This window comes from Pseudomonas sputi (genome assembly GCF_021603585.1).
Classification (GTDB): domain Bacteria; phylum Pseudomonadota; class Gammaproteobacteria; order Pseudomonadales; family Pseudomonadaceae; genus Aquipseudomonas; species Aquipseudomonas sputi.
Genome location: NZ_BQHI01000007.1, coordinates 123,339 through 143,676, shown reverse-complemented (window position 1 = coordinate 143,676; position 20,338 = coordinate 123,339). Strand labels below are relative to the sequence as shown.

The 20,338-nt window shown below is 61.4% G+C and carries 20 protein-coding genes; 10 read left to right on the top strand and 10 right to left on the bottom strand.

From position 1 onward, the window contains the following. Positions 1–79: 79 nt before the first annotated feature. The 5 genes from hflK (L6D81_RS12650) (at position 80) to cfaB (ending at position 7,397) form a co-directional block, all read left to right on the top strand. Positions 80–2,026 (top strand): protease modulator HflK, encoded by a 1,947-nt coding sequence (gene hflK / locus L6D81_RS12650; protein WP_236180102.1) that lies wholly within the window; start codon positions 80–82, stop codon positions 2,024–2,026. Then, the gene (gene hflC, locus L6D81_RS12645; protein WP_236179877.1) at positions 2,023–3,069 is read left to right on the top strand and encodes a protease modulator HflC; all 1,047 of its coding nucleotides are present in this window, start codon (positions 2,023–2,025) and stop codon (positions 3,067–3,069) included. The genes hflK (L6D81_RS12650) and hflC overlap by 4 nt, the downstream gene beginning before the upstream one ends. Continuing rightward, positions 3,066–4,124 (top strand): protease modulator HflK, encoded by a 1,059-nt coding sequence (hflK, locus tag L6D81_RS12640; protein WP_236179875.1) that lies wholly within the window; start codon positions 3,066–3,068, stop codon positions 4,122–4,124. Before hflC ends, hflK (L6D81_RS12640) begins: the two co-directional genes overlap by 4 nt. After that, a complete protein-coding gene (locus tag L6D81_RS12635; RefSeq protein ID WP_236179873.1) occupies positions 4,121–6,028 on the top strand; it encodes a heavy metal translocating P-type ATPase in 1,908 nt (635 codons plus the stop codon). Before hflK (L6D81_RS12640) ends, L6D81_RS12635 begins: the two co-directional genes overlap by 4 nt. Before the next feature lie 181 nt (positions 6,029–6,209). Beyond that, complete coding sequence (cfaB, locus tag L6D81_RS12630) at positions 6,210–7,397, top strand: C17 cyclopropane fatty acid synthase CfaB (protein WP_236179871.1); 1,188 nt, start codon at positions 6,210–6,212, stop codon at positions 7,395–7,397. A gap of 1 nt (position 7,398) precedes the next feature. Here cfaB and cls read toward each other — a convergent pair whose 3' ends face one another. Continuing rightward, positions 7,399–8,838 (bottom strand): cardiolipin synthase, encoded by a 1,440-nt coding sequence (cls, locus tag L6D81_RS12625; RefSeq protein ID WP_236179870.1) that lies wholly within the window; start codon positions 8,836–8,838, stop codon positions 7,399–7,401. A 144-nt stretch (positions 8,839–8,982) separates the two neighbouring features. Here cls and L6D81_RS12620 point away from each other — a divergent pair, with 144 nt between their 5' ends. Next, entirely contained in the window at positions 8,983–9,501 is a 519-nt protein-coding gene (locus L6D81_RS12620) for a DUF3617 domain-containing protein (RefSeq protein WP_007954220.1), read from the top strand. 39 nt (positions 9,502–9,540) lie between these two features. Here L6D81_RS12620 and L6D81_RS12615 read toward each other — a convergent pair whose 3' ends face one another. From L6D81_RS12615 to folE2, 6 genes are read right to left on the bottom strand one after another with little or no spacing between them, the layout of a single operon-like run. Next, complete coding sequence (locus L6D81_RS12615; protein WP_236179867.1) at positions 9,541–10,878, bottom strand: dihydroorotase; 1,338 nt, start codon at positions 10,876–10,878, stop codon at positions 9,541–9,543. 3 nt (positions 10,879–10,881) lie between these two features. Then, positions 10,882–11,442 (bottom strand): gamma carbonic anhydrase family protein, encoded by a 561-nt coding sequence (locus L6D81_RS12610; protein ID WP_236179866.1) that lies wholly within the window; start codon positions 11,440–11,442, stop codon positions 10,882–10,884. Next, complete coding sequence (locus tag L6D81_RS12605) at positions 11,439–12,314, bottom strand: metal ABC transporter substrate-binding protein (protein WP_236179864.1); 876 nt, start codon at positions 12,312–12,314, stop codon at positions 11,439–11,441. The genes L6D81_RS12610 and L6D81_RS12605 overlap by 4 nt, the downstream gene beginning before the upstream one ends. Before the next feature lie 11 nt (positions 12,315–12,325). Then, positions 12,326–13,192, bottom strand: coding sequence for a metal ABC transporter permease (locus L6D81_RS12600; protein ID WP_236179862.1), 867 nt, complete (start codon positions 13,190–13,192; stop codon positions 12,326–12,328). After that, positions 13,192–13,860 carry a metal ABC transporter ATP-binding protein gene (locus L6D81_RS12595; RefSeq protein ID WP_236179861.1) on the bottom strand — a complete coding sequence of 223 codons (669 nt, stop codon included), beginning with the start codon at positions 13,858–13,860 and terminating at the stop codon, positions 13,192–13,194. Before L6D81_RS12595 ends, L6D81_RS12600 begins: the two co-directional genes overlap by 1 nt. After that, a complete protein-coding gene (folE2, locus tag L6D81_RS12590) occupies positions 13,857–14,753 on the bottom strand; it encodes a GTP cyclohydrolase FolE2 (protein WP_236179859.1) in 897 nt (298 codons plus the stop codon). Before folE2 ends, L6D81_RS12595 begins: the two co-directional genes overlap by 4 nt. Positions 14,754–14,837: 84 nt before the next feature. Between folE2 and L6D81_RS12585 the strand changes: the two genes are divergently transcribed. Continuing rightward, complete coding sequence (locus L6D81_RS12585; protein ID WP_236179857.1) at positions 14,838–16,037, top strand: N-acetylmuramoyl-L-alanine amidase; 1,200 nt, start codon at positions 14,838–14,840, stop codon at positions 16,035–16,037. On the opposite strand, the gene L6D81_RS12580 is transcribed toward L6D81_RS12585, so the two are convergent. Then, positions 16,034–16,408, bottom strand: a complete 375-nt coding sequence (locus L6D81_RS12580; RefSeq protein ID WP_236179855.1) for a glutamine synthetase — start codon at positions 16,406–16,408, stop codon at positions 16,034–16,036. The genes L6D81_RS12585 and L6D81_RS12580 overlap by 4 nt on opposite strands. A 223-nt stretch (positions 16,409–16,631) precedes the next feature. On the opposite strand from L6D81_RS12580, the gene zigA reads away from it, so the two are divergent. Further along, complete coding sequence (gene zigA / locus L6D81_RS12575) at positions 16,632–17,837, top strand: zinc metallochaperone GTPase ZigA (protein WP_236179853.1); 1,206 nt, start codon at positions 16,632–16,634, stop codon at positions 17,835–17,837. After that, entirely contained in the window at positions 17,837–18,487 is a 651-nt protein-coding gene (locus L6D81_RS12570; protein WP_236179851.1) for a DUF1826 domain-containing protein, read from the top strand. The genes zigA and L6D81_RS12570 overlap by 1 nt, the downstream gene beginning before the upstream one ends. 4 nt (positions 18,488–18,491) lie before the next feature. Here the strand turns inward: L6D81_RS12570 and L6D81_RS12565 are convergent, their stop codons facing one another. Beyond that, positions 18,492–18,848 carry an NADH:ubiquinone oxidoreductase gene (locus L6D81_RS12565; protein ID WP_236179849.1) on the bottom strand — a complete coding sequence of 119 codons (357 nt, stop codon included), beginning with the start codon at positions 18,846–18,848 and terminating at the stop codon, positions 18,492–18,494. A gap of 25 nt (positions 18,849–18,873) precedes the next feature. On the opposite strand from L6D81_RS12565, the gene L6D81_RS12560 reads away from it, so the two are divergent. Next, complete coding sequence (locus tag L6D81_RS12560) at positions 18,874–19,845, top strand: CobW family GTP-binding protein (protein WP_236179847.1); 972 nt, start codon at positions 18,874–18,876, stop codon at positions 19,843–19,845. A gap of 1 nt (position 19,846) precedes the next feature. Here the strand turns inward: L6D81_RS12560 and L6D81_RS12555 are convergent, their stop codons facing one another. Further along, entirely contained in the window at positions 19,847–20,260 is a 414-nt protein-coding gene (locus tag L6D81_RS12555; protein ID WP_236179845.1) for a DUF3301 domain-containing protein, read from the bottom strand. Positions 20,261–20,338 lie beyond the last annotated feature (78 nt).

Sequence of the window (20,338 nt, the reverse complement as noted above, 5' to 3'; positions counted from 1 at the left end):
GTGCAAATGAGTACAAATATTTCACGACTTTCGTTATACCGTAACGATATGTGCAGTGAGCCAAGGGTTTTGGGGGGATATGCAAGTCGATCTGGATGAAGGCATGCCGGTGACCGGGTTGCCGCGCTTTCAGCAAGCGGCAACGCAGGGCCGGCGTTTGCGTCGCCTGGCGATCGGTCTGGGGGCATTGGCCGGAGCAGGGTGGGTGCTGGCGTTTTTTGTCGGGCTGTTTGCGCCGCTCTCGCTGTGGCCCGCGTTGCTGGTCAATCAAAGCGCGGCCTTGCTGGTGCTGGTGGCCGGGCTGCAATCGGCGTGGTGGGGGACGCAATGGCGGGCGCGGGTGATCAATCCCGTCGTGCCGGTTACCGCTGCGCAGGAACCGGTGCCGGACGGCTGGTACGAGCGGCTGCTGGATCGGATGAGCCAGCGCAGTCTGCGCCTGCTCGGGCAGATCGGCGCGCCCACGTTGTGGCTGGGTGGGTGGTCGTTGCTGGTGCTGTTAAGCATCGAACAGACGTGGAATTTGACGCTGCCGACGGCGGGTGTGGGGTTGTCCGCCACGGTCGGCGCAGCCATCGCCTTGCTGCTGGCGTTCGCTCTGCTGGTGCTGGAGCGACAGCTGGCGCAGGAAAATCCGGCGCAATGGCCCGAGGCCGAAGCGCTGGCGCAGTTGACGCGAGTGGCAATCATCAGTTTGGTGCTGGGTGCGTTGTGCCTGTTGTTCGCCAGTGACCGTGCAATCTGGCCGGTGCGTCTGGCGGTATTGATCGGCATTCTGCCGGGGCTGGTCGCTCTCGAATTGCTGTTGCGTGCGTTGCTGTCGTTGTTCAGCCCGCGCCGTGAACAACTCGAACCGGTGCTGCTGGCGCGCAGTTTTGTTGCCGACCTGCTGCGCTGGCCGCCACAACCTCTGCTCGCGTTGCAGCATGAATTGCACAACCGCTTCGGCATCGATCTGCGCCAGATCTGGGCCTTCAGTTACATGCGTCGCGCATTCTTGCCGGTGTTGCTGCTGGTGGCAGCGGTGGGCTGGCTGCTCACCGGTCTTCACGAAATTCCGATGCAAAGCCGTGGCATCTACGAGCGCTTCGGCAAACCGGTGCAGGTGTTCGGGCCGGGGCTGCATGCGGGTTTGCCATGGCCGCTGGGGCGTGTGCTGAGTGTTGAAAACGGTGTGGTGCATGAACTGGCGACCAGCGTCGGCGAAAACCCGGCACCCGTGCAGTTGGCCCCGGCAGAAGGCCCGGCGCCGCTCACCGCCAATCGTCTGTGGGACGCCAGCCACGTCAATGACAAGTCGCAGGTAATCGCCAGCAGCCGTGGCGATCAGCAGAGCTTTCAGATCGTCAACATGGACGTGCGCTTCGTCTATCGCATCGGCCTGAGCGATCAAGCCGCCCTCGCCGCTACCTACAACAGTGCCGATGTGCCGACGCTGATCCGCAGCACCGCCAGCCGGATTCTGGTGCATGACTTTGCCTCGCGCACCCTCGACGGTTTGCTCGGCGAGGACAGGACCGGGCTCGCCGAAGAAATCGGCCGCGCCGTGCAAAGCGATTTGCAGAAACTCGACAGCGGCGTGGAAATTCTCGCCACGGTGGTCGAAGCGATTCACCCGCCGGCCGGGGCGGCCAATGCCTATCACAGCGTGCAGGCGGCTCAGATCGGTGCTCAGGCGTTGATCTCCCGCGAGCGTGGCGCCGCTGCCGAAGCGAGTAATCAGGCGCAGTTGCAGGCTAGCCTCGCTCGGGATCAGGCCAGTGCCAACGCCCATGAAACCAACGCCACGGCCCGGGCGGCAGATCTGAAATTCAGCGCCGAACAAAAGGCCTACGCCAGTGCCGGCCAGGCCTTCGTGCTGGAGCAATACCTCAGCCAGCTCAGCCAGGGGTTGAGCAAGGCCAAACTGTTGATACTCGACCATCGCCTGGGCGGCAGCAATAACGCACCGACCATCGACCTGCGTACGTTCACGCTGCCGGCAGATCCGGCGCGCACCACCGCTCAGCCAGGAGCCACCCATTGAGCCAGTCGCACACTCACGATCACCATGACCACAGCGGCCACGATCAGGCGCATGGCGGCGGTCATCACCATCACGGGCATCATCACCATCACCACGGTGCGCCGGAAGAGGCGGGGCCTTTTCCGTGGAAACGCATGGGCTGGGCAGCGTTGCTGGTGGCGTTCGCCGTCGCGGCGGCGAGCCTGGTGCAAGTGCGTTCCGGTGAAGCCACGGTCATCACCCGTTTCGGCAACCCGTCCCGCGTATTGCTGGAACCGGGCCTGAGCTGGCGTTGGCCGGCGCCGTTCGAAGCAGCGATTCCGGTGGACCTGCGTTTGCGCACGACCTCCAGCGGCTTGCAGGACGTCGGCACCCGCGACGGTTTGCGCATCATCGTGCAGGCGTACGTGGCCTGGCAGGTGCAGGGCGATCCCGACAACGTGCAGCGCTTCATGCGCGCCGTGCAGAACCAGCCGGACGAAGCGGCGCGGCAGATTCGCACGTTTGTCGGCTCGGCACTGGAAACCACGGCCAGCAGTTTTGATCTGGCCAATCTGGTGAACACCGATGCCAGTCAGGTTCGCATCGCCGATTTTGAAACGCAGTTGCGCCAGCAAATCGATCAGCAACTGCTCGCCACTTATGGCGTGCGGGTGGTGCAGGTGGGCATCGAGCGCCTGACGTTGCCGTCGGTGACCCTGACCGCAACGGTCGACCGGATGCGTGCCGAGCGTGAAACCATCGCCACCGAACGCACCGCCATCGGCAAGCGTGAGGCAGCGCAAATCCGCTCCGCCGCTGAACGCGATGCGCGTATCGTGCAAGCCGATGCCACGGTGAAAGCTGCTGATATCGAAGCCCAATCGCGGGTGGAAGCGGCGCAGATTTACGGGCGTGCTTACGCCGGTTCGCCGCAGCTGTACAACCTGCTGCGTTCGCTGGACACCCTCGGCACCATCGTTTCGCCAGACACCAAACTGATCCTGCGCACCGACGCCGCGCCATTCCGCGTGTTGGTCGACGGTCCACCCACGCTCGACAGCAAGAGCGGAACACAGCCATGAATGAAGTTCCACGTGGAACACATTCGCTGAACAGTCCTTGGATTCAGGCGGGACGTCTGGCGTTTTTCGCCCTGTACGCGGTGACGGTGCTCGCGGCATTGGCCTGGGCATTTTCCAATGTCCGGCAGATCGATCCGCAAAACCGAGCGGTGGTTTTGCATTTCGGAGCGCTGGATCGCATTCAGAATGCCGGGCTGTTATTAGCGTGGCCACAGCCGTTCGAGCAAGTGGTGGTGGTGCCGGCGGCAGATCGGGTGATCGAGCGACGGGTGGAAAATCTATTGCGCAGCGATCAGGCCTTGCAGGCGGATCGCGTGGCAACCTTCGCCACGCCGTTGAGTGATGCGCTGGCCGGCTCCGGTTATCTGCTCACCGGTGACGCCGGTGTGGTGCAACTGGATGTGCGGGTCTTCTACAAGGTCACCGATCCCTATGACTTCGTGCTGCAAGGCGAGCATGTGCTGCCGTCCCTGGATCGAGTGGTGACGCGCAGCGCGGTGGCGCTGACGGCGGCGCGGGATCTGGACACGATTCTGGTAGCGCGGCCGGAGTTGATCGGCGCTGATAATCAGGCGGCCGAACGTCGCGAACGATTGCGGGGTGATCTGGTGCAAGGCATCAACCGACGTCTCGCCGAGTTGAAGGCGAGCGGGCAGGGCATCGGCATCGAAGTAGCGCGGGTCGATGTGCAATCGAGTCTGCCGGAGCCGGCGGTGAGCGCGTTCAATGCCGTCCTCACCGCCAGTCAGCAAGCCGACAAAGCGGTCGCCAATGCCCGCACGGAAGCTGAGAAACTCACCCAGTCCGCCAACGAGCAGGCCGACCGCACGCTGCAAGTCGCCCACGCCCAGGCCGGTGAGCGCCTGGCCAAAGCCTCCGCCGACACGGCGACGGTGTTGAGCCTGGCCAAGGCGCAACAGCAGGGCACGGACCCGCAACTGCTGTTGCGTCTGTACCGCGAGCGGATGCCGAAGATTCTCGGTCAGGCCGGTTCGGTGACCACGGTCGACCCGAAAGACGATTCACGCCTGATCATTCAGGGAGCCAGCCAATGACTGCCACCACCACCGCACCGAGCCTGTTGTCCTCGGCCGAACAACGCCGCGCCGCACGCCAGTTGACCCTGGCGATGCTTGCCCTCGGCTTGCTTGGTCTGGGGCTGATCTGGCGCTGGCTGATGCCGGAACAGACGGGCGTCAGTCAGTTGTTGCTCGGATTTGCTTCTTTATTAGTGGCTGTGCCGGTAATGCGTTCGGCGTGGTTCAGCCTGCGTTATCCGAGCCTGCACGGCATCACCGACCAGTTGATCGCCCTGGCGATGATCGGGGCCTGGGCCACGGGGGATCTGCTCACGGCCGCGTTGTTGCCGATTATCATGATCTTCGGCCACGTGCTGGAAGAACGCAGCGTGATCGGCTCCCAGGAAGCGATTCACGCCCTCGGCCAACTGACCCGCAGCCATGCGCGCAAGGTACAGGCGGACGGCTCGATCATCGAAGTCGACAACGGCACGCTCAGGGCCGGCGACAAGGTGGAGGTGCGCGCCGGGGATCGGGTGCCGGCGGACGGTCGGGTGTTGTCGGGACAGGCCAGCCTCGATACGGCGTCGATCACCGGTGAGTCGGTACCGGTGGAGGCGGGCGTCGGCAGGGCGGTGTTCGGCGGCGCGATCAACCTCGACGGGCTACTGCGAATCGAAGTGACCCGGACCGGGGATGAGTCCACCCTCGGCAAGGTCATCGCGCTGATGCAGAACGCCGAACGCTCCAAGCCACCGATCACCCGTTTGCTCGAACGCTATGCCGGCAGTTACATGGTGCTGGTGTTATTGCTCGCGGCGGTCACCTGGTTTATCACCCACGATGCGCAGGCGATGCTCGCGGTGTTGGTGGCGGCATGCCCATGTGCGCTGGTGTTGTCAGCGCCGGCCACGGCGATTGCCGGGGTGGCGGTGGCGGCGCGGCACGGGATTCTGATCCGTAGTTCGGCATTTCTTGAGGAACTGGCCGACCTCACTTCGCTGGTCGTCGACAAGACTGGGACCCTGACGTACGGCACGCTGCGTTTGCAGTCGATCAACAGTGCGCGAGCGGATCACGGGAGGGTGATGGCGCTGGCTGCAAGCCTGGGCGCGGCGAGCAGTCATCCGGTCAGCCGCGCCCTGGCCGGACTGGTCAGCGCAGAAGAGGCGCTGGTGCTGGCCGATATTCATGAGCGGCAGGGGTTGGGCGTAGTCGCCGGGACTGCGCAAGGCGAAGCAGCACTCGGGCGTCCGGAGCTGTTTGCGCAGTTGGGCATCCCGACTACCGCCATCCCCGAGCACGATGGCCCGATTGCCGGGTTGGCCTTGAATGGCGAATTCCTTGCCTGGCTGTTGCTGGCCGACACGGTCAAACCGGAAGCGCGATTTGCGCTGAGTGAGCTGCGTGACCTCGGGCTGGGGCGCCAACTGCTGTTGACCGGTGACCGGCAGAGCGTCGCGCAAACCCTGGCCAAGGATGTCGGCCTGCACGAAGTCGAAGCCCAGGCGTTGCCCGAAGACAAACTCAATCGAGTGCTCAAGGAAATCGACAATGGCTTCCGGCCGATGGTGGTCGGCGACGGGATCAACGATTCGCTGGCGCTCAAGGCGGGCGTCGTCGGGGTGGCGATGGGCGCGGGCGGCGCGGACATCGCACTGGCGTCCGCCGACATTGTGCTGATCGGCAGCGACCTGCGTCGGCTCGGCACCTGTGTGCGCCTGAGCCGGCAGTGCCGACGGACCTTACAGGTGAATGTGATCATCGGCCTGGGCTGGACGCTGGCCATCGTGGTGTTCGCCGCCTTCGGCTGGTTCGGTGCGGCGGGCGCGATGATCGCGGCGTTGCTGCACAACCTGAGCACGTTGTTGGTGCTCGGCAATGCTGGACGCCTGCTGCGGTTTCAAGAGCCACTGCTGAAGCTGAAAGCATCGGACTGAGCGAGCATTTTTCGAACTGTGCGCCTGTCTCGCAGTCACTTGAGAAGGCGCACTGAAACAGGGATGACAGCGCGGTGACAGCCGATGTGGCTGATAGGCGGCGACTATCAAATCGATAGCCTGCTAATTTTCAAGGATGGTCTACCCTCAGATCAGACGTCTGAAACCAGGGGGATATTCCATGCTCGCGCAACTTCCACCGGCCTTACAGAATCTGCAGCTTCCGCTTCGCCTGCGACTCTGGGACGGCCATGAATTCAATCTGGGCCCGACGCCCAGCGTCACCATCGTGGTCAAGGACCCGTTGATGGTGTCCCAGTTGACCCATCCAAGTCTCGATGCGCTGGGGGCGGCGTTCGTCGAGGGCAAACTCGAACTGGAGGGCTCGATCAGCGAGGTCATCCGGGTGTGCGATGAGTTGAGTTCCGCATTGCTCGACGAGGACGAAGACAGCCAGCCGGTGCGCAACGTGCACGACAAGGAAACCGACGCCAAGGCCATCTCCTATCATTACGACCTGTCCAACGCGTTCTATCAGCTGTGGCTGGACAGCGACATGGCGTATTCCTGCGCGTATTTCGAAACCGGCAGCGAATCCCTGGAGCAAGCCCAGCAGGCCAAATTCCGGCACCTGTGCCGCAAGCTGCGTCTGCAGCCCGGCGATTATCTGCTGGATGTGGGTTGTGGTTGGGGCGGGCTGGCGCGTTATGCCGCCCGCGAGTTCGGCGCCAAGGTCTTCGGAATCACCCTGAGCAAAGAGCAACTGGCCCTGGCCCGTGAGCGGGTAAAAGCCGAAGGCCTGGAAGACCAGATCGAACTGCAACTGCTCGACTACCGCGATCTACCCCAGGACGGGCGTTTCGACAAAGTGGTCAGCGTCGGCATGTTCGAGCACGTCGGTCATGCCAATCTCTCCGAATACTGCAAAACCCTGTTCGGTGCAGTGAAAGAGGGCGGCCTGGTGATGAACCACGGCATCACCGCCAAGCACACCGATGGCCGTCCGGTGGGACGCGGTGCCGGGGACTTCATCGAGAAATACGTGTTCCCCAACGGCGAGCTACCGCACCTGGCGATGATCTCGGCCGAGATCAGTGACGCGGGTCTGGAGATTGTCGACGTCGAGAGTCTGCGCCTGCATTACGCACGCACCCTGGACCACTGGAGCGAACGGCTGGAAGACAATCTTGAAGCCGCCGCGAAACTGGTGCCGGACCAGGCGTTGCGTATCTGGCGTCTGTACCTCGCGGGCTGCGCTTATGCATTCGCTCGCGGCTGGATCAATCTGCACCAAATTCTCGCCGTGAAGGCCCATGCCGACGGCAGCCATGAATTGCCATGGACGAGGGACGATATCTACAACCCTTGAACTAGAGAATCGGTGAAATCAGCCGGGCGATCCGCATACCGACATGTTGCAGGCGGTGGACCTCCCGGCTTTCTTCTTTGGCGACTTCGTAGGCCTGGGCGAAATCATCGTTGAGCATCTGTTCCACGCTGGCGGCGAATTCACTGTCGACGGTCAGCAGCATCACTTCGAAATTCAACCGGAACGAACGGTTGTCCAGATTGGCGCTGCCGATGGCGCTGATCTCGCTGTCGATCAACACCACTTTCTGATGGAGGAAGCCCGGTTCGTAGCGGAATACCCGTACGCCGGCGCGCACCGCTTCGAACGCATACAGGCTGGAAGCGGCGTAGACGATGCGATGGTCGGGACGCGAAGGCAGCAACAGACGCACATCAATCCCACGCAACACCGCGAGGCGTAATGCGGCGAACACGGCTTCGTCGGGAATGAAGTAGGGGCTGGTGATCCACACGCGCTCGGTGGCGGCGTGGATGGCTTCGACGAAGAACAGCGAGCAGGTTTCGTAGGCATCCGCCGGGCCGCTGGCGAGCAATTGGCAAAGCACGCCGTCATCGGGATACGCGTCCGGCAGGATCAGTGGCGGCAATGTCCGTGCAGCCCAGAACCAGTCTTCGGCAAATGACTCCTGCATGCACGCCACCACCGGACCGCGCACCTGGACGTGAGTGTCGCGCCACGGCGCCAGCGGAGGTTTTTCACCCATGTACTCGTCGCCGACGTTGTGGCCGCCAACAAATCCGATCAGCCCGTCGACCACCACGATCTTGCGGTGGTTGCGGAAATTCACCTGGAAACGATTGAGCCAGCCGCTGCGGGTGGCAAACGCCTTGACCTCGACGCCGCCGTCGCGCAGCGCCTGCACGTAACTGTGGGGCAGGGCGTGGCTGCCGATGCGGTCGTAGAGCAAATGAATCGCCACGCCTTCGGCTGCTTTCTTCAGCAACAGGTCACGCAAACGCTGGCCCAGGCGATCGTCGTGAATGATGAAAAACTGGATCAGCACCGCTTCCCGCGCCAGGTCGATTGCGTGGAAAATCGCCTCGAAGGTGGCGGCACCGTTGATCAGCAATCGCACTTCATTGTTGGCCAGGCACGGCATGCGTCCCAGTTTCGGCATCGCCCGCAATGAGTCATAAGCATTCGAGGCGCGGGCGGTCAGGGCTTCTTCCACCCACGGCCGCCAGTTGAGTTCGGAAATCGCCTGGCGCATCTGTTCGTTGGCCTGGCGGCGAGCTTTGATGTAGCCGTCGAAGGTGCTGCGACCGAACACCAGATACGGAATGAGGGTGAGGTAGGGAATGAAGATCAGCGACAGCGCCCAGGCGATCGCGCCTTGGGCGGTGCGGACGGTCAATACGGCATGGATCGCCGCGATCGAGCCGAGGGTGTGTATCAGGGCGATCAGATAACCGAAAATGTGCGGTCCGAAATAATCCATGGGGCAACCTTGCTCCTGAAGATTCAATGCTTAACAGACCATGTTCCAGGGCGATTGTCGCTATTTGTTTTCAAGCCGTCGGCGCGCCATGAACCGAAACCGGCGGCCGGCGTCTAACGGCCACTACTGATCAGGAGTTTTTCAATGAACGTTCGTCTGCTGGGTTTGGCGCTGGGCCTGGGTTTGGCCTTGCCGGTGGTTGCTCAGGCGCAAATGCTGCAGCCGGGGTTGTGGGAAATGACGTCGAGCAATGTGAAAGTCGATGATCAGGTAATGGATGTGCAATCGATACTCGGCCAGATTCAGGGCCAGATCACCCCGCAGCAACGGGCGGAACTGGAGAAGCAGGGGATCAACATCGGCGGCAAGGGCATCCGCGCATGCCTGACGCCGCAGCAGGTGGCGACCAACGATATTCCGCTGGCGGATCCGCAGTCGGGCTGCAAACAGCAGATCACCGAGCGCGTCGGCAACCAGTGGAAATTCCGCTTCAGTTGCCCGAAAGCCCAGGGCACCGGTGTTGCGACGTTCCTCAGTGACCGCGAGTTCACCACCGTCGCCAACGGCACTTTCAACGCCATCGGGATCAACCAGAAGGGCAGTCTGGAAACCCGTGCGGTCTGGCTGGGGCAGGATTGCGGTACGGTCAAACCGAGAGCGTAAAAATCAAACCGCCTCCACAGTCAGTGGAGGCGGTTTTTTTCAGCGCATGAACCGCAGCGGTAAGCCCTGACAGTTGTCATGAATCCGGTGGTCATGCCAAGCAATCTGCCCCGACACCATCGTCGTGCTGACCCGATGACGAAAGCTGCGCTGAGCGAACGGCGTCCAGCCGCATTGCGACAGAACCGGTTGGCGTGACACCGCGACACCCCCGGGCTCCGGTTGAACCAACACCAGATCCGCCCAATACCCCTCACGCAAATAACCGCGATCCGGAATGGCAAACAGATCCGCCACTCGGTGGCTGGTCTTGGCTACCAACGTGGTGATCGGCAGCACGCCATCCGCCACCAGCTCGAATAACGCCGGCAGCGCGTGCTGCACCAGTGGCAGTCCGGACGGTGCCTGTTGATACGCTTGCTGTTTTTCCGCCCAGGTGTGTGGCGCGTGATCGCTGCCAATCACGTCCAGTCGATTGCTCAGCAGTGCGTGACGCAAGGCATCCCGATCGCTCTGGGACTTGATCGCCGGATTGCATTTGATCAGGTTGCCGAGGTGCGGATAGTCACGGTCATCAAACAGCAAGTGATGCAGGCAGACTTCGGCGGTGATGCGTTTTTGTGTCAGCGGTTTGTCTTCGAACAGCGCCAGTTCCCGGGCCGTGGTCAGGTGCAGCACGTGCAGGCGAGTGCCGTGACGTCTGGCCAGATCGACCGCCAGAGAGGATGAACGAAAGCAGGTGTCGGCATTGCGGATCAGCGCGTGGGCATCGGGTGGCAATTGGGTGCCGAACCGTTCACGCAAGTTCGCGGCATTCGCTTCGATGCTCGGGGTGTGTTCACAGTGGGCCAGCAGAATCGTCGGCACTTCAGCGAACAGACGCTCGAGGGTGTGGGGGTCGTCCACCAGCATGTTGCCGGTGGACGCGCCCATGAACACCTTCACACCGGCCACTTCGCTCGGATTGAGTGCTGCAACCGTGTCCAGATTGTCGTGACTGACGCCGAAGTGAAAACCGTAGTTGGCCACCGAATTGATCGCTGCCCGGCGCTTTTTGTCGGCCAGCGCGTCAAGGGTAAGCGTGGCAGGGTGGGTGTTGGGCATGTCCATGAAACTGGTGATGCCACCGGCCACCGCTGCACGGGATTCAGTGTGGATGCTGCCCTTGGCCGGCGCACCCGGCTCACGGAAATGCACCTGGTCATCAATCATTCCCGGCAGCAGCCATTGACCGTTGGCGTCGATTTCCCTAGTGGCGTTTTCCCCTTCGATGCTGCTGGCGATCTTGACGATGCGCCCGTGGCTGACTAACAGATCGGCGTCGAACTCCCGCCCCTCGTTCACCAGCCGCGCATTGCGAATCAACACACTGCTCATGATTCAGAACTCGTTCTGCAAGGCTTTGTAGCCGCGCACCAGGTCGACGTTGGTGCGCGCCACGTCTTCGGAAAACTCCGAAGCGCTGACGCTCACCGGCGGGAATTGCGAGAGGTCGGTGCCTGGGCCGATGCGGGTGGTGGAGGGCACGTAGAACGCGTCCGGCAGATCCCGGCCGTCGACCACCGAGTTGTGCCGTACCACGCAACCGTTACCCACAACACAGTTGAACAGCACGCTGTTGAAGCCGATGAACACCCGGTCGCCGACCGCGCACGGGCCATGCACGATCGAGCGGTGAGCGATGGAGGTGAATTCGCCAATGGTCACCGCCGCGCCGGATTTGGAGTGGATCACCACGCCGTCCTGGATGTTCGAATTGGCGCCGATGGTGATCGGTTCCATCTCACCTGTGGCGTCCACTTCATCGGCGCGGATCACCGCGTACGGGCCGACGAACACGTTTTCACCGATGACGACTTTGCCGCAGATGATTGCGGTTTTATCGACGTAGGCAGACTCGGCAATCTGCGGCAAATCACCGGAAGGATTTTTACGGATCATGGTTGGCTCAGGGCTTGGTAAAGAGTGTTGAGGTTGTATTCGAACAGCCCGGTGAAGGTGCTGGCCGGACCGCTGGCGGCGAGAGCATCGGAGTACAGCGTGCCGCCGATGTGTGCGCCGCTTTCGTCGGCGATCTGTTTGAGCAGGCGTGCGTCCTTGATGTTTTCCATGAACACCGCTTTGACCTTGGCCTGGCGAATCTGGGTGATCAGCGCGGCGACTTCGGCAGCGGACGGTTCGCGTTCGGTGGACAGCCCCTGTGGCGCCATGAAGTCGATGCCGTACGCCTGACCCAGATAACCGAAGGCGTCGTGGCTGGTGACAATCTTGCGGTTGCCCGGCGGCAATGAACCGAGCTTGGCTTTCGCCTGGGCGAGGAGGGCGTAGATCTGTTTCAGGTAGGCCTGGCTGTTGCGCTCGTAGTCGGCTTTGTTTGCCGGGTCGGCGGCGATCAGCGCCTTGGTGATGTTGGCGACGTACAACTCGGCGTTCGCCAGGTTGTGCCAGGCGTGAGGATCGGGAACGGTTTCGCCGTCCTCATCCAGCGAGCGCGGAATCACGCCACGACTGGCGCTGATCACCGGGGCATGGGTGTCGGTGCTGGCGACCAGCCGATCCAGCCACGGCTCGAAACCCAGTCCGTTCTTGACGATCAGTTTTGCCTTGAGCAAAGCCTTGGCGTCATCCGGCGTCGGTTCGTAAGTGTGGGCATCGGCGTCAGGGCCGACCATGTTGGTGATCTGGACATGCTCGCCGCCGACCTGATGCACCATGTCGGCCAGGATACTGAAACTGGTGACCACCGGCAGTTTTTCCGCCGCCGATAACGACATCGACAGCATCAGGCTGAACAGCACGAGTAGAGCGCGCATCGGGAAACACCTCATTGGGATGTGAGCAAAGGCGGGCGGCGCAACAGACCGTGAACCGGCCCGAACACCACGGACAACAAGTAACCGCCACCGGCGACCAGCACGATGGCCGGGCCGCTGGGCAGCGAGTAGTAGAACGACAGCAGCAGACCGAGCCATACCGAGACGCTGCCAATGAGCGCGGCGGTGGCAATCAGGATCGGCAGGCGCCGGCTCCAGAAGCGTGAGGCAGCGGCGGGCAGCATCATCAGGCCGACCACCATCAGGGCGCCGATCGCCTGGAAGCCAATCACCAGATTGAGCACCACCAGCGTCAGGAACACACCATGGGCGACGGGGCCGAGCCGGCTGACCGTGCGCAGGAAAAACGGATCGAGGGTGTCGAGCAGCAGCGGTTTGTAGATCAGCGTCATGGCCATCAGGCTGAGCGCCGAAACGCACAACATGCCGTTGAGAGTTGGCCCGTCGACCGCCAATGCGGAGCCGAACAGCAGGTGCAGCAAATCCAGTCGCTTGCCGGCGATGCCGAGAATCAGCACGCCGCTGGCCAGCGAGATGGGATAGATGGCCGCGAGGCTCGCGTCTTCGCGCAGGCCGGTGCGTCGGGTGATCCACGCGGCGAGTCCGGCCATGCTCAGGCCGGCACCGAGTCCGCCGAGGGTCAGCGCTGGCAGACTCAGCCCGGCGAACCAGAACCCCAGTGCGGCGCCGGGGAGAATGCCGTGGGCGACGGCGTCGCCGATCAGGCTCATCCGGCGCAGGATCAGAAACACACCCAGCGGTGCCGTGCTGCACGCCAATACCAGGCCGCCGAGCAGGGCCCGGCGCATGAAAACGAACTCGTGGAACGGCTGCCATAAATGGCTGAGCGTGAGCATCAGGCCACCTGCGTGTGAGGCGTTTGCTGGATCAGATCGACGCTGCTGCCGAATGCGCAGCCGCTCTGTTTGATCAGCAGGGTTTGTGGAATGTGTTGGCGCACGGCGGCAAGGTCATGGCAAACCACGACCAGGGTTCGTCCCTGCTCATGCCAGGCTTGCAGGTGTTGCCACAGCAGGGTCTGACCCAGTTCGTCGAGCGCGGCGTGGGGTTCGTCGAGCAACAGCAACGGTGTGTCGGCCAGGCTCAATCGGGCGAGCAGGGCGCGCTGCAGTTCTCCGCCGGAGAGGGCTATCAGGGGGCGATGTTCAAGTCCGCTCAGGTGCCAGTCTTCAAGCGCGGATTCGAGACGTTGGGCCCTGAGTTGCGACGACAGTCGGCGTCCCCAGAAACCGGCAGCGACCAATTCCTGAAGGCTGATCGGGAACTGCCGATCCAGATGCTGTTGTTGGGGCAGGAATGACAAACCGCTTTGACGTGGAACACCCAGCTCGACCTTGCCGGCCAGTGGTCGCTGTAACCCGGCGATGACTTTGAGCAGGCTGCTTTTGCCGCTGCCGTTGACGCCAATGATTGCCGTCAGACTGCCGCTTTCCAATCGAAGGTCGAGCGGCGCGGTGAGCGGTTGGCCGGGTATTCCCCAGCTCAGCTTGTGGCAGCGAATCATGGCTGCTCCCGGCGCCAATGAGTCTCGGCGACGGCGTCGTGAGCATGAAGGCTTTCGGCGTGGATGACTCGGACGTGGAATTCGCTGATACCGGGTGAACGACGCAGTGCCAGATTCAGGCGGCGGGCAGCGTCTTCGCAGAACATCAGGTTCTGGCCGTTGGCAAGGGCGAAGGCTTGTTCGTCGGCGCGTTTCACAGCGGTTTGCACGGCGGTGCCGAGGGCTGCTTCGGCGTCGTTGATGATGGACGTCAGGGGCAGTTCGTCGACGAATTCGTCCAGGTGCAAATGCAACTGGGCGGTACTGCGTTGACTGTGAGGTGTAGCCAAAATGCCTTGGGTCGAGCCCAACCACGCCAACACATCGGCGTGCTGCAGTGGTTTGTTGGCGAAGTCGTCGACGAATTGTTGCTGGATCAGTTGCCTCGCCAATGCCGCAGAACATGGGCAAGTTGAGGAATACGCCACCTCGATTTTCAGTTCCACGTGGAACACTTTGTTTTTTAGCTGCGCTGAAACAGTGACGGGATAGGTTTTCCATCCCGCCAGAGGACTGACCATCGCGGGCCTTCTCAGGAGTAAATCGGTGTGGATATTGAGATAGGCGGCATCAGACAGATCTTCGTGGCTGTCGAGAAAGCGCTGCAGAATTCGGCGTAGTAGAGCGGGAGAAAGATTCTGCTGCTCCAGCGCTTCCAGCCCAAGATAGAGCCGTGACATGTGAATGCCACGTGCGTCTCCATCATCCAGGCTGACGCCCGCATCCGCTTTTGCGGCCAGGCGTTGGCCTTCGATAAACACAGGTAATGCGATGCCGCACATCCCCACCCATTCGAGAGGCAGGGCCTGGCGGGCGGCTTGAGCCGCGACATCCGGCAGAGTCAGCGCGTTCATGAGCAGTTCCATCATGGTGATTGAATTTGATGTTACATTATAACAATTCAAACCACGATGCCTTTTTCATGAACAGGCTTTCATATGCACAGACGCCATTTGCTCAACCTGATGCTGGCCAGCGCGGCCTTTGTTTTGCCTTTTTCGGTGTCCGCCACGCAGATACGCAATGCGCGGATTTCGCGTTCGGATAACAAGCTGCGGCTGGTGTTCGACCTGAGCGGCGCTGTGAGCTACAAGACATTTACTTTGAGCGCGCCGGAGCGGGTAATCATCGATTTAAGCGGGGCCAGCCTGGAGGGCGATTTCAGCCAGTTGGCTTTATCCGACACCCTGATTCGCTCGATTCGCTCCGGCCATTTTGGCCAGGGGAATACCCGCATCGTGCTGGATCTAAGCAGCCCGGTTCAGCTCAATTCATTCTTATTGGCACCTCAGGACGGGCAAGGGCATCGCCTGGTTCTGGATCTGATGAGCGCTTCAGCAGGGCTCCCGGCGAGCGTTCCACGTGAAACACCCCAAGAAAAATCCCACCCCAAGCGCGACATCATGGTGGTGGTCGACCCTGGGCATGGCGGAAAAGATCCGGGTGCAATTGGCGCCAAGGGCGAGCGTGAGAAGGATGTGGTTCTGTCCATTGCGCAACTGCTCGCACGCCGGCTCAAGCGAGAGAAAGGCTTTGATGTGAAGCTGGTTCGTAACGACGACTTCTTCGTTCCGTTACGCAAGCGTGTGGAGATCGCGCGTCAGCACAAGGCCGACATGTTCATCTCGGTGCACGCCGATGCTGCGCCGCGTCTGACAGCCTCTGGAGCGTCGGTGTATTGCTTGTCCGAAGGTGGCGCTACGTCCGCCACCGCGCGGTTCATGGCGCAGCGTGAGAACGGTGTGGATCTGCTCGGGGCTACCAGCCTGCTCAATCTTAAGGATAAGGATCCGATGCTCGCTGGCGTGATCCTCGACATGTCGATGAACGCAACCATCGCTGCCAGTTTGCAACTCGGAAGCACAGTGCTGGGCAGCCTGGCTGGCATCACCACGCTGCATCAAAAGCGCGTGGAACAAGCTGGATTTGCCGTTCTGAAGTCGCCGGATGTGCCTTCAATCCTGGTGGAAACCGGATTCATTTCCAACGCGCGGGACAGCCAACGGCTGGTAACTGCGCGTCATCAGCAGGCGGTGGCAGACGGTTTGTTTGAGGGCTTGCAGCGCTACTTCCAGAAAAATCCACCTGTCGACAGCTATATGGCGTGGCAACAAGAGCAGAAAGGGGCGCGGGTTTAGCAGCCGGTAATCCGGTTGCAAGTAAACTTCGCGCTGCTGCCGCCGGAGCTGGAGAACCGATTGATCGTCGTCCAGCCCACGCGGCGGTTGTAGCCAACCCAGGCTTCTCCATCGGAAGCGATGCCGGTGAAAAACGTCAGTTGTCCGTAGCGGCTGTTGGTTTGTGCCCAGTAGCGGTTTCCCGCTTGTTCAAAACCACGCAAGTAAATCGTGCTGCCGACAGTGTTGACGCTATAGGCGTTGCCGTTGGCGTCCACGCATGCCAACAGGTTTGCGCTGCGTGTGCAATTGGAGAGCCCCGGCACTTGTGCCACGGCATTCAACGTCAGCGTTGCCAGCCAGATAAACGAGTATTTCAGCGCGGTTTTCATGATGTCACTCGACGGCGAACTGATTGCAGCTTCCGGCCCTTTGTCACTTTGGGCAAGAAGAGAGTGGATTGATTTTGTTGTTATACTATAACATTCATCAGGCAAGGCTTTCCGTGGCTTTCATTTCAAGCGTCCGCTTCCCTGGTGATCTCATTGAAGCCGAAGAACGCGAGCCCCGAGAGCTTCCAGCGCTGTTCAGCGACCGTCTGATGAGGTTTATCCAATGTCTTACCGACTTCCCGTGACCGTTTTGTCCGGCTTTCTCGGCGCCGGAAAAAGTACACTTTTGAATTACGTACTACGTAACAGGGACGATCTGCGCGTCGCCGTTATCGTCAATGATATGAGCGAGATCAACATCGATGGCAGCGAAGTTCAGCGTGATGTCAGCCTGAACCGCGCCGAAGAGAAGCTTGTGGAAATGAGCAACGGCTGTATCTGCTGTACGTTACGCGAAGACCTGCTTGAAGAGGTCAGTCAGTTGGCCCGCGAACGCCGCTTCGATTATCTGCTGATCGAATCCACGGGAATCTCCGAGCCGCTGCCGGTGGCCGAAACCTTCACTTTCCGTGATGAGCAGGGGCAAAGCCTCGCCGACATTGCTCGCCTCGATACCATGGTCACTGTCGTCGACGGTATGAGTTTTCTGCCGGACTACCAGGCCGCCGAAAATCTCGCCTCCCGTGGCGAATTCCTCGGTGAAGAAGATGAGCGCTCGATCACCGATCTGCTGATCGAGCAGATCGAGTTCGCCGACGTCCTGCTGATCAGCAAGATCGACCTGATCAGCAGTCGCGAGCGGGAAGAGCTGATGGCCATTCTCAAACGTCTCAACCCTCAGGCCGAGATCATCCCGATGGTCATGGGCGCAGTACCGCTGGAGAAGATTCTCAACACCGGTCGTTTCGACTTCGAAAAGGCCGCCCAGGCCCCCGGCTGGTTGCAGGAGCTGCGTGGCGAACATGTGCCGGAAACCGAAGAGTACGGCATCGCCTCCACGGCCTATCGGGCACGCCGGCCCTTTCATCCACAGCGCTTCTTCGACTTCATCGATCGCCCATGGGTAAACGGCAAACTGCTGCGTTCCAAGGGCTTCTTCTGGTTGGCCAGCAAACCCACTGATGCTGGTAGCTGGTCCCAGGCTGGCGGGTTGATGCGCCACGGTTTCGCCGGGCGCTGGTGGCGCTTCGTACCGAAAGAACAGTGGCCGCTGGATCAGGAAAGCACCGCCGCGATCATGGAAAACTGGGTCGCCAGCGTAGGTGATTGTCGCCAGGAGCTGGTGTTTATCGGGCAGAACATCGATTTCGCACAGCTGTCGTTGGAGCTCGATGATTGCCTGCTGACTGATGCCGAAATGGCGCTCGGTACGCAAGGCTGGTTACAACTTCGCGATCCCTTTGGCTCCTGGCACGACGAGGTCGCCTGATGCTCGCCCTGAAACCGCTGCCAGGCAGCACACGCCATCAGTCTTTCGGCGAAACCCCGCAGGCGCTGGTGGACATTCTCGAAAATGAGATCAATCTCGCGGTCTGGCAACGGCAGCTTCCGCTGCACATTGCCGAGTTTGCGGACTTGTTGCTGTCTCTGAACGAACCCTACGCCGAGGCGTTGTGCCTGGAATTGCCGGACGAAGACGCAGATCCGGATCTCACGGGACTGGCCAGCGGCTTTCGCGATCTGGAAGGCTACGAAGGGTTTATCGCCGATCTGAAATGGTTGGTCAGTGCCTTCGCCTGCCTGCTGGGCGCGCGGCGGATCGGCTTGCGCCTGCGGGTGCTGGACAAGGCCATGTGTCCGCGTTTTCACGTCGATCATGTGCCGGTGCGGTTGATCACCACGTACGCAGGCGTCGGCAGCGAATGGCTCAGGGAAGGGGAAATGGATCGTCGGCAACTGGGAAATCCGCAAGCCGAGCCGCAGGAAACGTCACGGATTCAGCAATTGAGTCGGGGCGAAGTGGCCTTGCTCAAGGGTGAAAAATGGCACGGCAACGAAGGTTTCGGCCTGATCCATCGTTCGCCACAACCGACGCCGGGGGAGCGGCGATTGATGCTGACCCTCGACTGGCTCGGATAGCGCGTCAGGGCTCGAGCCACTTCCCCTGGCTCCGGCCCTCGCAATAGGGCAGCAAATACGCCGCATCGGTGGCCACGCCGTAATAGTGGATATCCTGGCGATAAGGCATATTGGCGACTTGCGCGTTGCTGCACACACCGAACGCGCCGGCGGGGCACTGATCAAGGTATTGAACCTCGACTTTCTGCCCGGCCAGGGTTGGCTGGCAGAAACCGTCGTTGAACAGTTTTTCCGGGATGTTGCGGTTCTGCTGGCAGACTTTTACATCGAGCCGCTCCGCCTGGCTGTGCACCACGCAGGCCTGGGCCAACGCCTCGCTCGACACCAGCGCCAGCAGCAACGACCATCCCATCCACCGCATCTTCGACCTCCAGAAAACCTTGATCATGTTGCAGAACATTCCCACCCACGTCATCGCCGGCCCCCTGGGCGCGGGCAAGACCAGCCTGATCCGCCAGCTCATGGCGCAGCGACCGGCGGGCGAGCGCTGGGCGGTGCTGATCAACGAGTTCGGCCAGATCGGGCTCGACGCGGCGCTGTTGACCCGCGACGCCGATGGTATCGCACTGGGCGAAGTGGCCGGGGGGTGTTTGTGTTGCGTGAACGGTGCGCCGTTCCAGGTCGGTCTGGGCCGATTGCTGCGCAAGGCAAAGCCGGATCGGTTGTTCATTGAGCCCTCCGGACTCGGTCATCCGGCGCAGTTGCTGAAGCAACTGAACGAGGCGCCGTGGCAAGGCGTACTCGCCGTACAACCTTGCGTGCTGGTGCTGGACGCCCAGACCTTGGCGGCGGGCAGACCGCTGCCGGACTCCCAACAGGAAACCTTGTCCAGCGCAGGCCTGCTGCTATTGAACAAGGCAGAAAGCCTCGACGAGCCCACGCGTGAGCGAATCACCCGACAGTTGCCGCCTGTACGGCTGATCTGGACGCAACAGGCGATGTTGCCGCTCCGTGAGTTGCCGGGGCTGGCGGTACGGGCGCAGGCTGGTGTGGATAAGTTGATCGTGCCCCAGGGGTTGGCACAGATGCCGGCGATCTGGAGCGATCCGGCGTTGCCGATCTGCTTGAGTCAGGCACAGGAGGGGGGGTGGAGCATCGGTTGGCGCTGGCATCCGAGCCAGGTGTTCGATGTGTCGGGGATAACCCAATGGCTGAAAAGCCTGAACTGGCGCCGGGCCAAACTGGTGATTCACAGCCCGGACGGCTGGCAGTCAGCCAATGCGCTGGACAATGCCAAGCTCAGCTGGCTACCCAGTGAATGGCGCAAGGATTCCCGGATCGAGCTGATTTTCGACGAACCGCAAGCTGTCGGCGAATTACAGGCCGGGCTGGCTCAGTGTCGGCTTCAAGTCAGCTGACTCAAGGCTTCCACTTGGTGTGTTCCTGACGCCACTGGCTCAGCTCGATCACTTCACCACGCGGTTTTGTCACCTCCACCACGGGAGGCGTGTCATCGAACGGTGCCGGGTAGGGCGCCAGTTCAATCTGCGCGCTGTGTGCGCCGAATTGGGTGATGGTGCCGTTGTGTCGGGTTTCGCCGGTCACGGTAAATTCGAAATTGTAGACCCGGGCCAGGCGCCGCCGACCGCTGGCGTCCTTGATCAGACCGATCTTCTTCAGCGCCACGTTACCGTCGAGCAACTCGATGCCGACATTCACGCAATGCTGTTTGACCCGCTCCAGCGCTCGCTCGCGCAAGCCGTGGTTGTGCCAGAGCCACGCAGCGGCGACGGCGAACAGCATCAGCACGAAAATGTTTTCCAGGGTGAGCATCAACACGAAACTCCAAATGATGGCGTCAGCTTAACTGCGTCGCCGGTCTGTCGTACAGGCTGCGTTTCGTCGCATACT

Coding starts and splice junctions, on each gene's coding strand:
- hflK (WP_236180102.1), top strand. CDS start 80: ATGCAAGTCGATCTGGATGAAGGCATGCCGGTGACCGGGTTGCCGCGC.
- hflK (WP_236179875.1), top strand. CDS start 3,066: ATGAATGAAGTTCCACGTGGAACACATTCGCTGAACAGTCCTTGGATT.
- L6D81_RS12635 (WP_236179873.1), top strand. CDS start 4,121: ATGACTGCCACCACCACCGCACCGAGCCTGTTGTCCTCGGCCGAACAA.
- cfaB (WP_236179871.1), top strand. CDS start 6,210: ATGCTCGCGCAACTTCCACCGGCCTTACAGAATCTGCAGCTTCCGCTT.
- cls (WP_236179870.1), bottom strand. CDS start 8,838: ATGGATTATTTCGGACCGCACATTTTCGGTTATCTGATCGCCCTGATA.
- L6D81_RS12620 (WP_007954220.1), top strand. CDS start 8,983: ATGAACGTTCGTCTGCTGGGTTTGGCGCTGGGCCTGGGTTTGGCCTTG.
- L6D81_RS12615 (WP_236179867.1), bottom strand. CDS start 10,878: ATGAGCAGTGTGTTGATTCGCAATGCGCGGCTGGTGAACGAGGGGCGG.
- L6D81_RS12610 (WP_236179866.1), bottom strand. CDS start 11,442: ATGATCCGTAAAAATCCTTCCGGTGATTTGCCGCAGATTGCCGAGTCT.
- L6D81_RS12605 (WP_236179864.1), bottom strand. CDS start 12,314: ATGCGCGCTCTACTCGTGCTGTTCAGCCTGATGCTGTCGATGTCGTTA.
- L6D81_RS12600 (WP_236179862.1), bottom strand. CDS start 13,192: ATGCTCACGCTCAGCCATTTATGGCAGCCGTTCCACGAGTTCGTTTTC.
- L6D81_RS12595 (WP_236179861.1), bottom strand. CDS start 13,860: ATGATTCGCTGCCACAAGCTGAGCTGGGGAATACCCGGCCAACCGCTC.
- folE2 (WP_236179859.1), bottom strand. CDS start 14,753: ATGAACGCGCTGACTCTGCCGGATGTCGCGGCTCAAGCCGCCCGCCAG.
- L6D81_RS12585 (WP_236179857.1), top strand. CDS start 14,838: ATGCACAGACGCCATTTGCTCAACCTGATGCTGGCCAGCGCGGCCTTT.
- L6D81_RS12580 (WP_236179855.1), bottom strand. CDS start 16,408: ATGAAAACCGCGCTGAAATACTCGTTTATCTGGCTGGCAACGCTGACG.
- zigA (WP_236179853.1), top strand. CDS start 16,632: ATGTCTTACCGACTTCCCGTGACCGTTTTGTCCGGCTTTCTCGGCGCC.
- L6D81_RS12570 (WP_236179851.1), top strand. CDS start 17,837: ATGCTCGCCCTGAAACCGCTGCCAGGCAGCACACGCCATCAGTCTTTC.
- L6D81_RS12565 (WP_236179849.1), bottom strand. CDS start 18,848: ATGCGGTGGATGGGATGGTCGTTGCTGCTGGCGCTGGTGTCGAGCGAG.
- L6D81_RS12560 (WP_236179847.1), top strand. CDS start 18,874: ATGTTGCAGAACATTCCCACCCACGTCATCGCCGGCCCCCTGGGCGCG.
- L6D81_RS12555 (WP_236179845.1), bottom strand. CDS start 20,260: ATGCTCACCCTGGAAAACATTTTCGTGCTGATGCTGTTCGCCGTCGCC.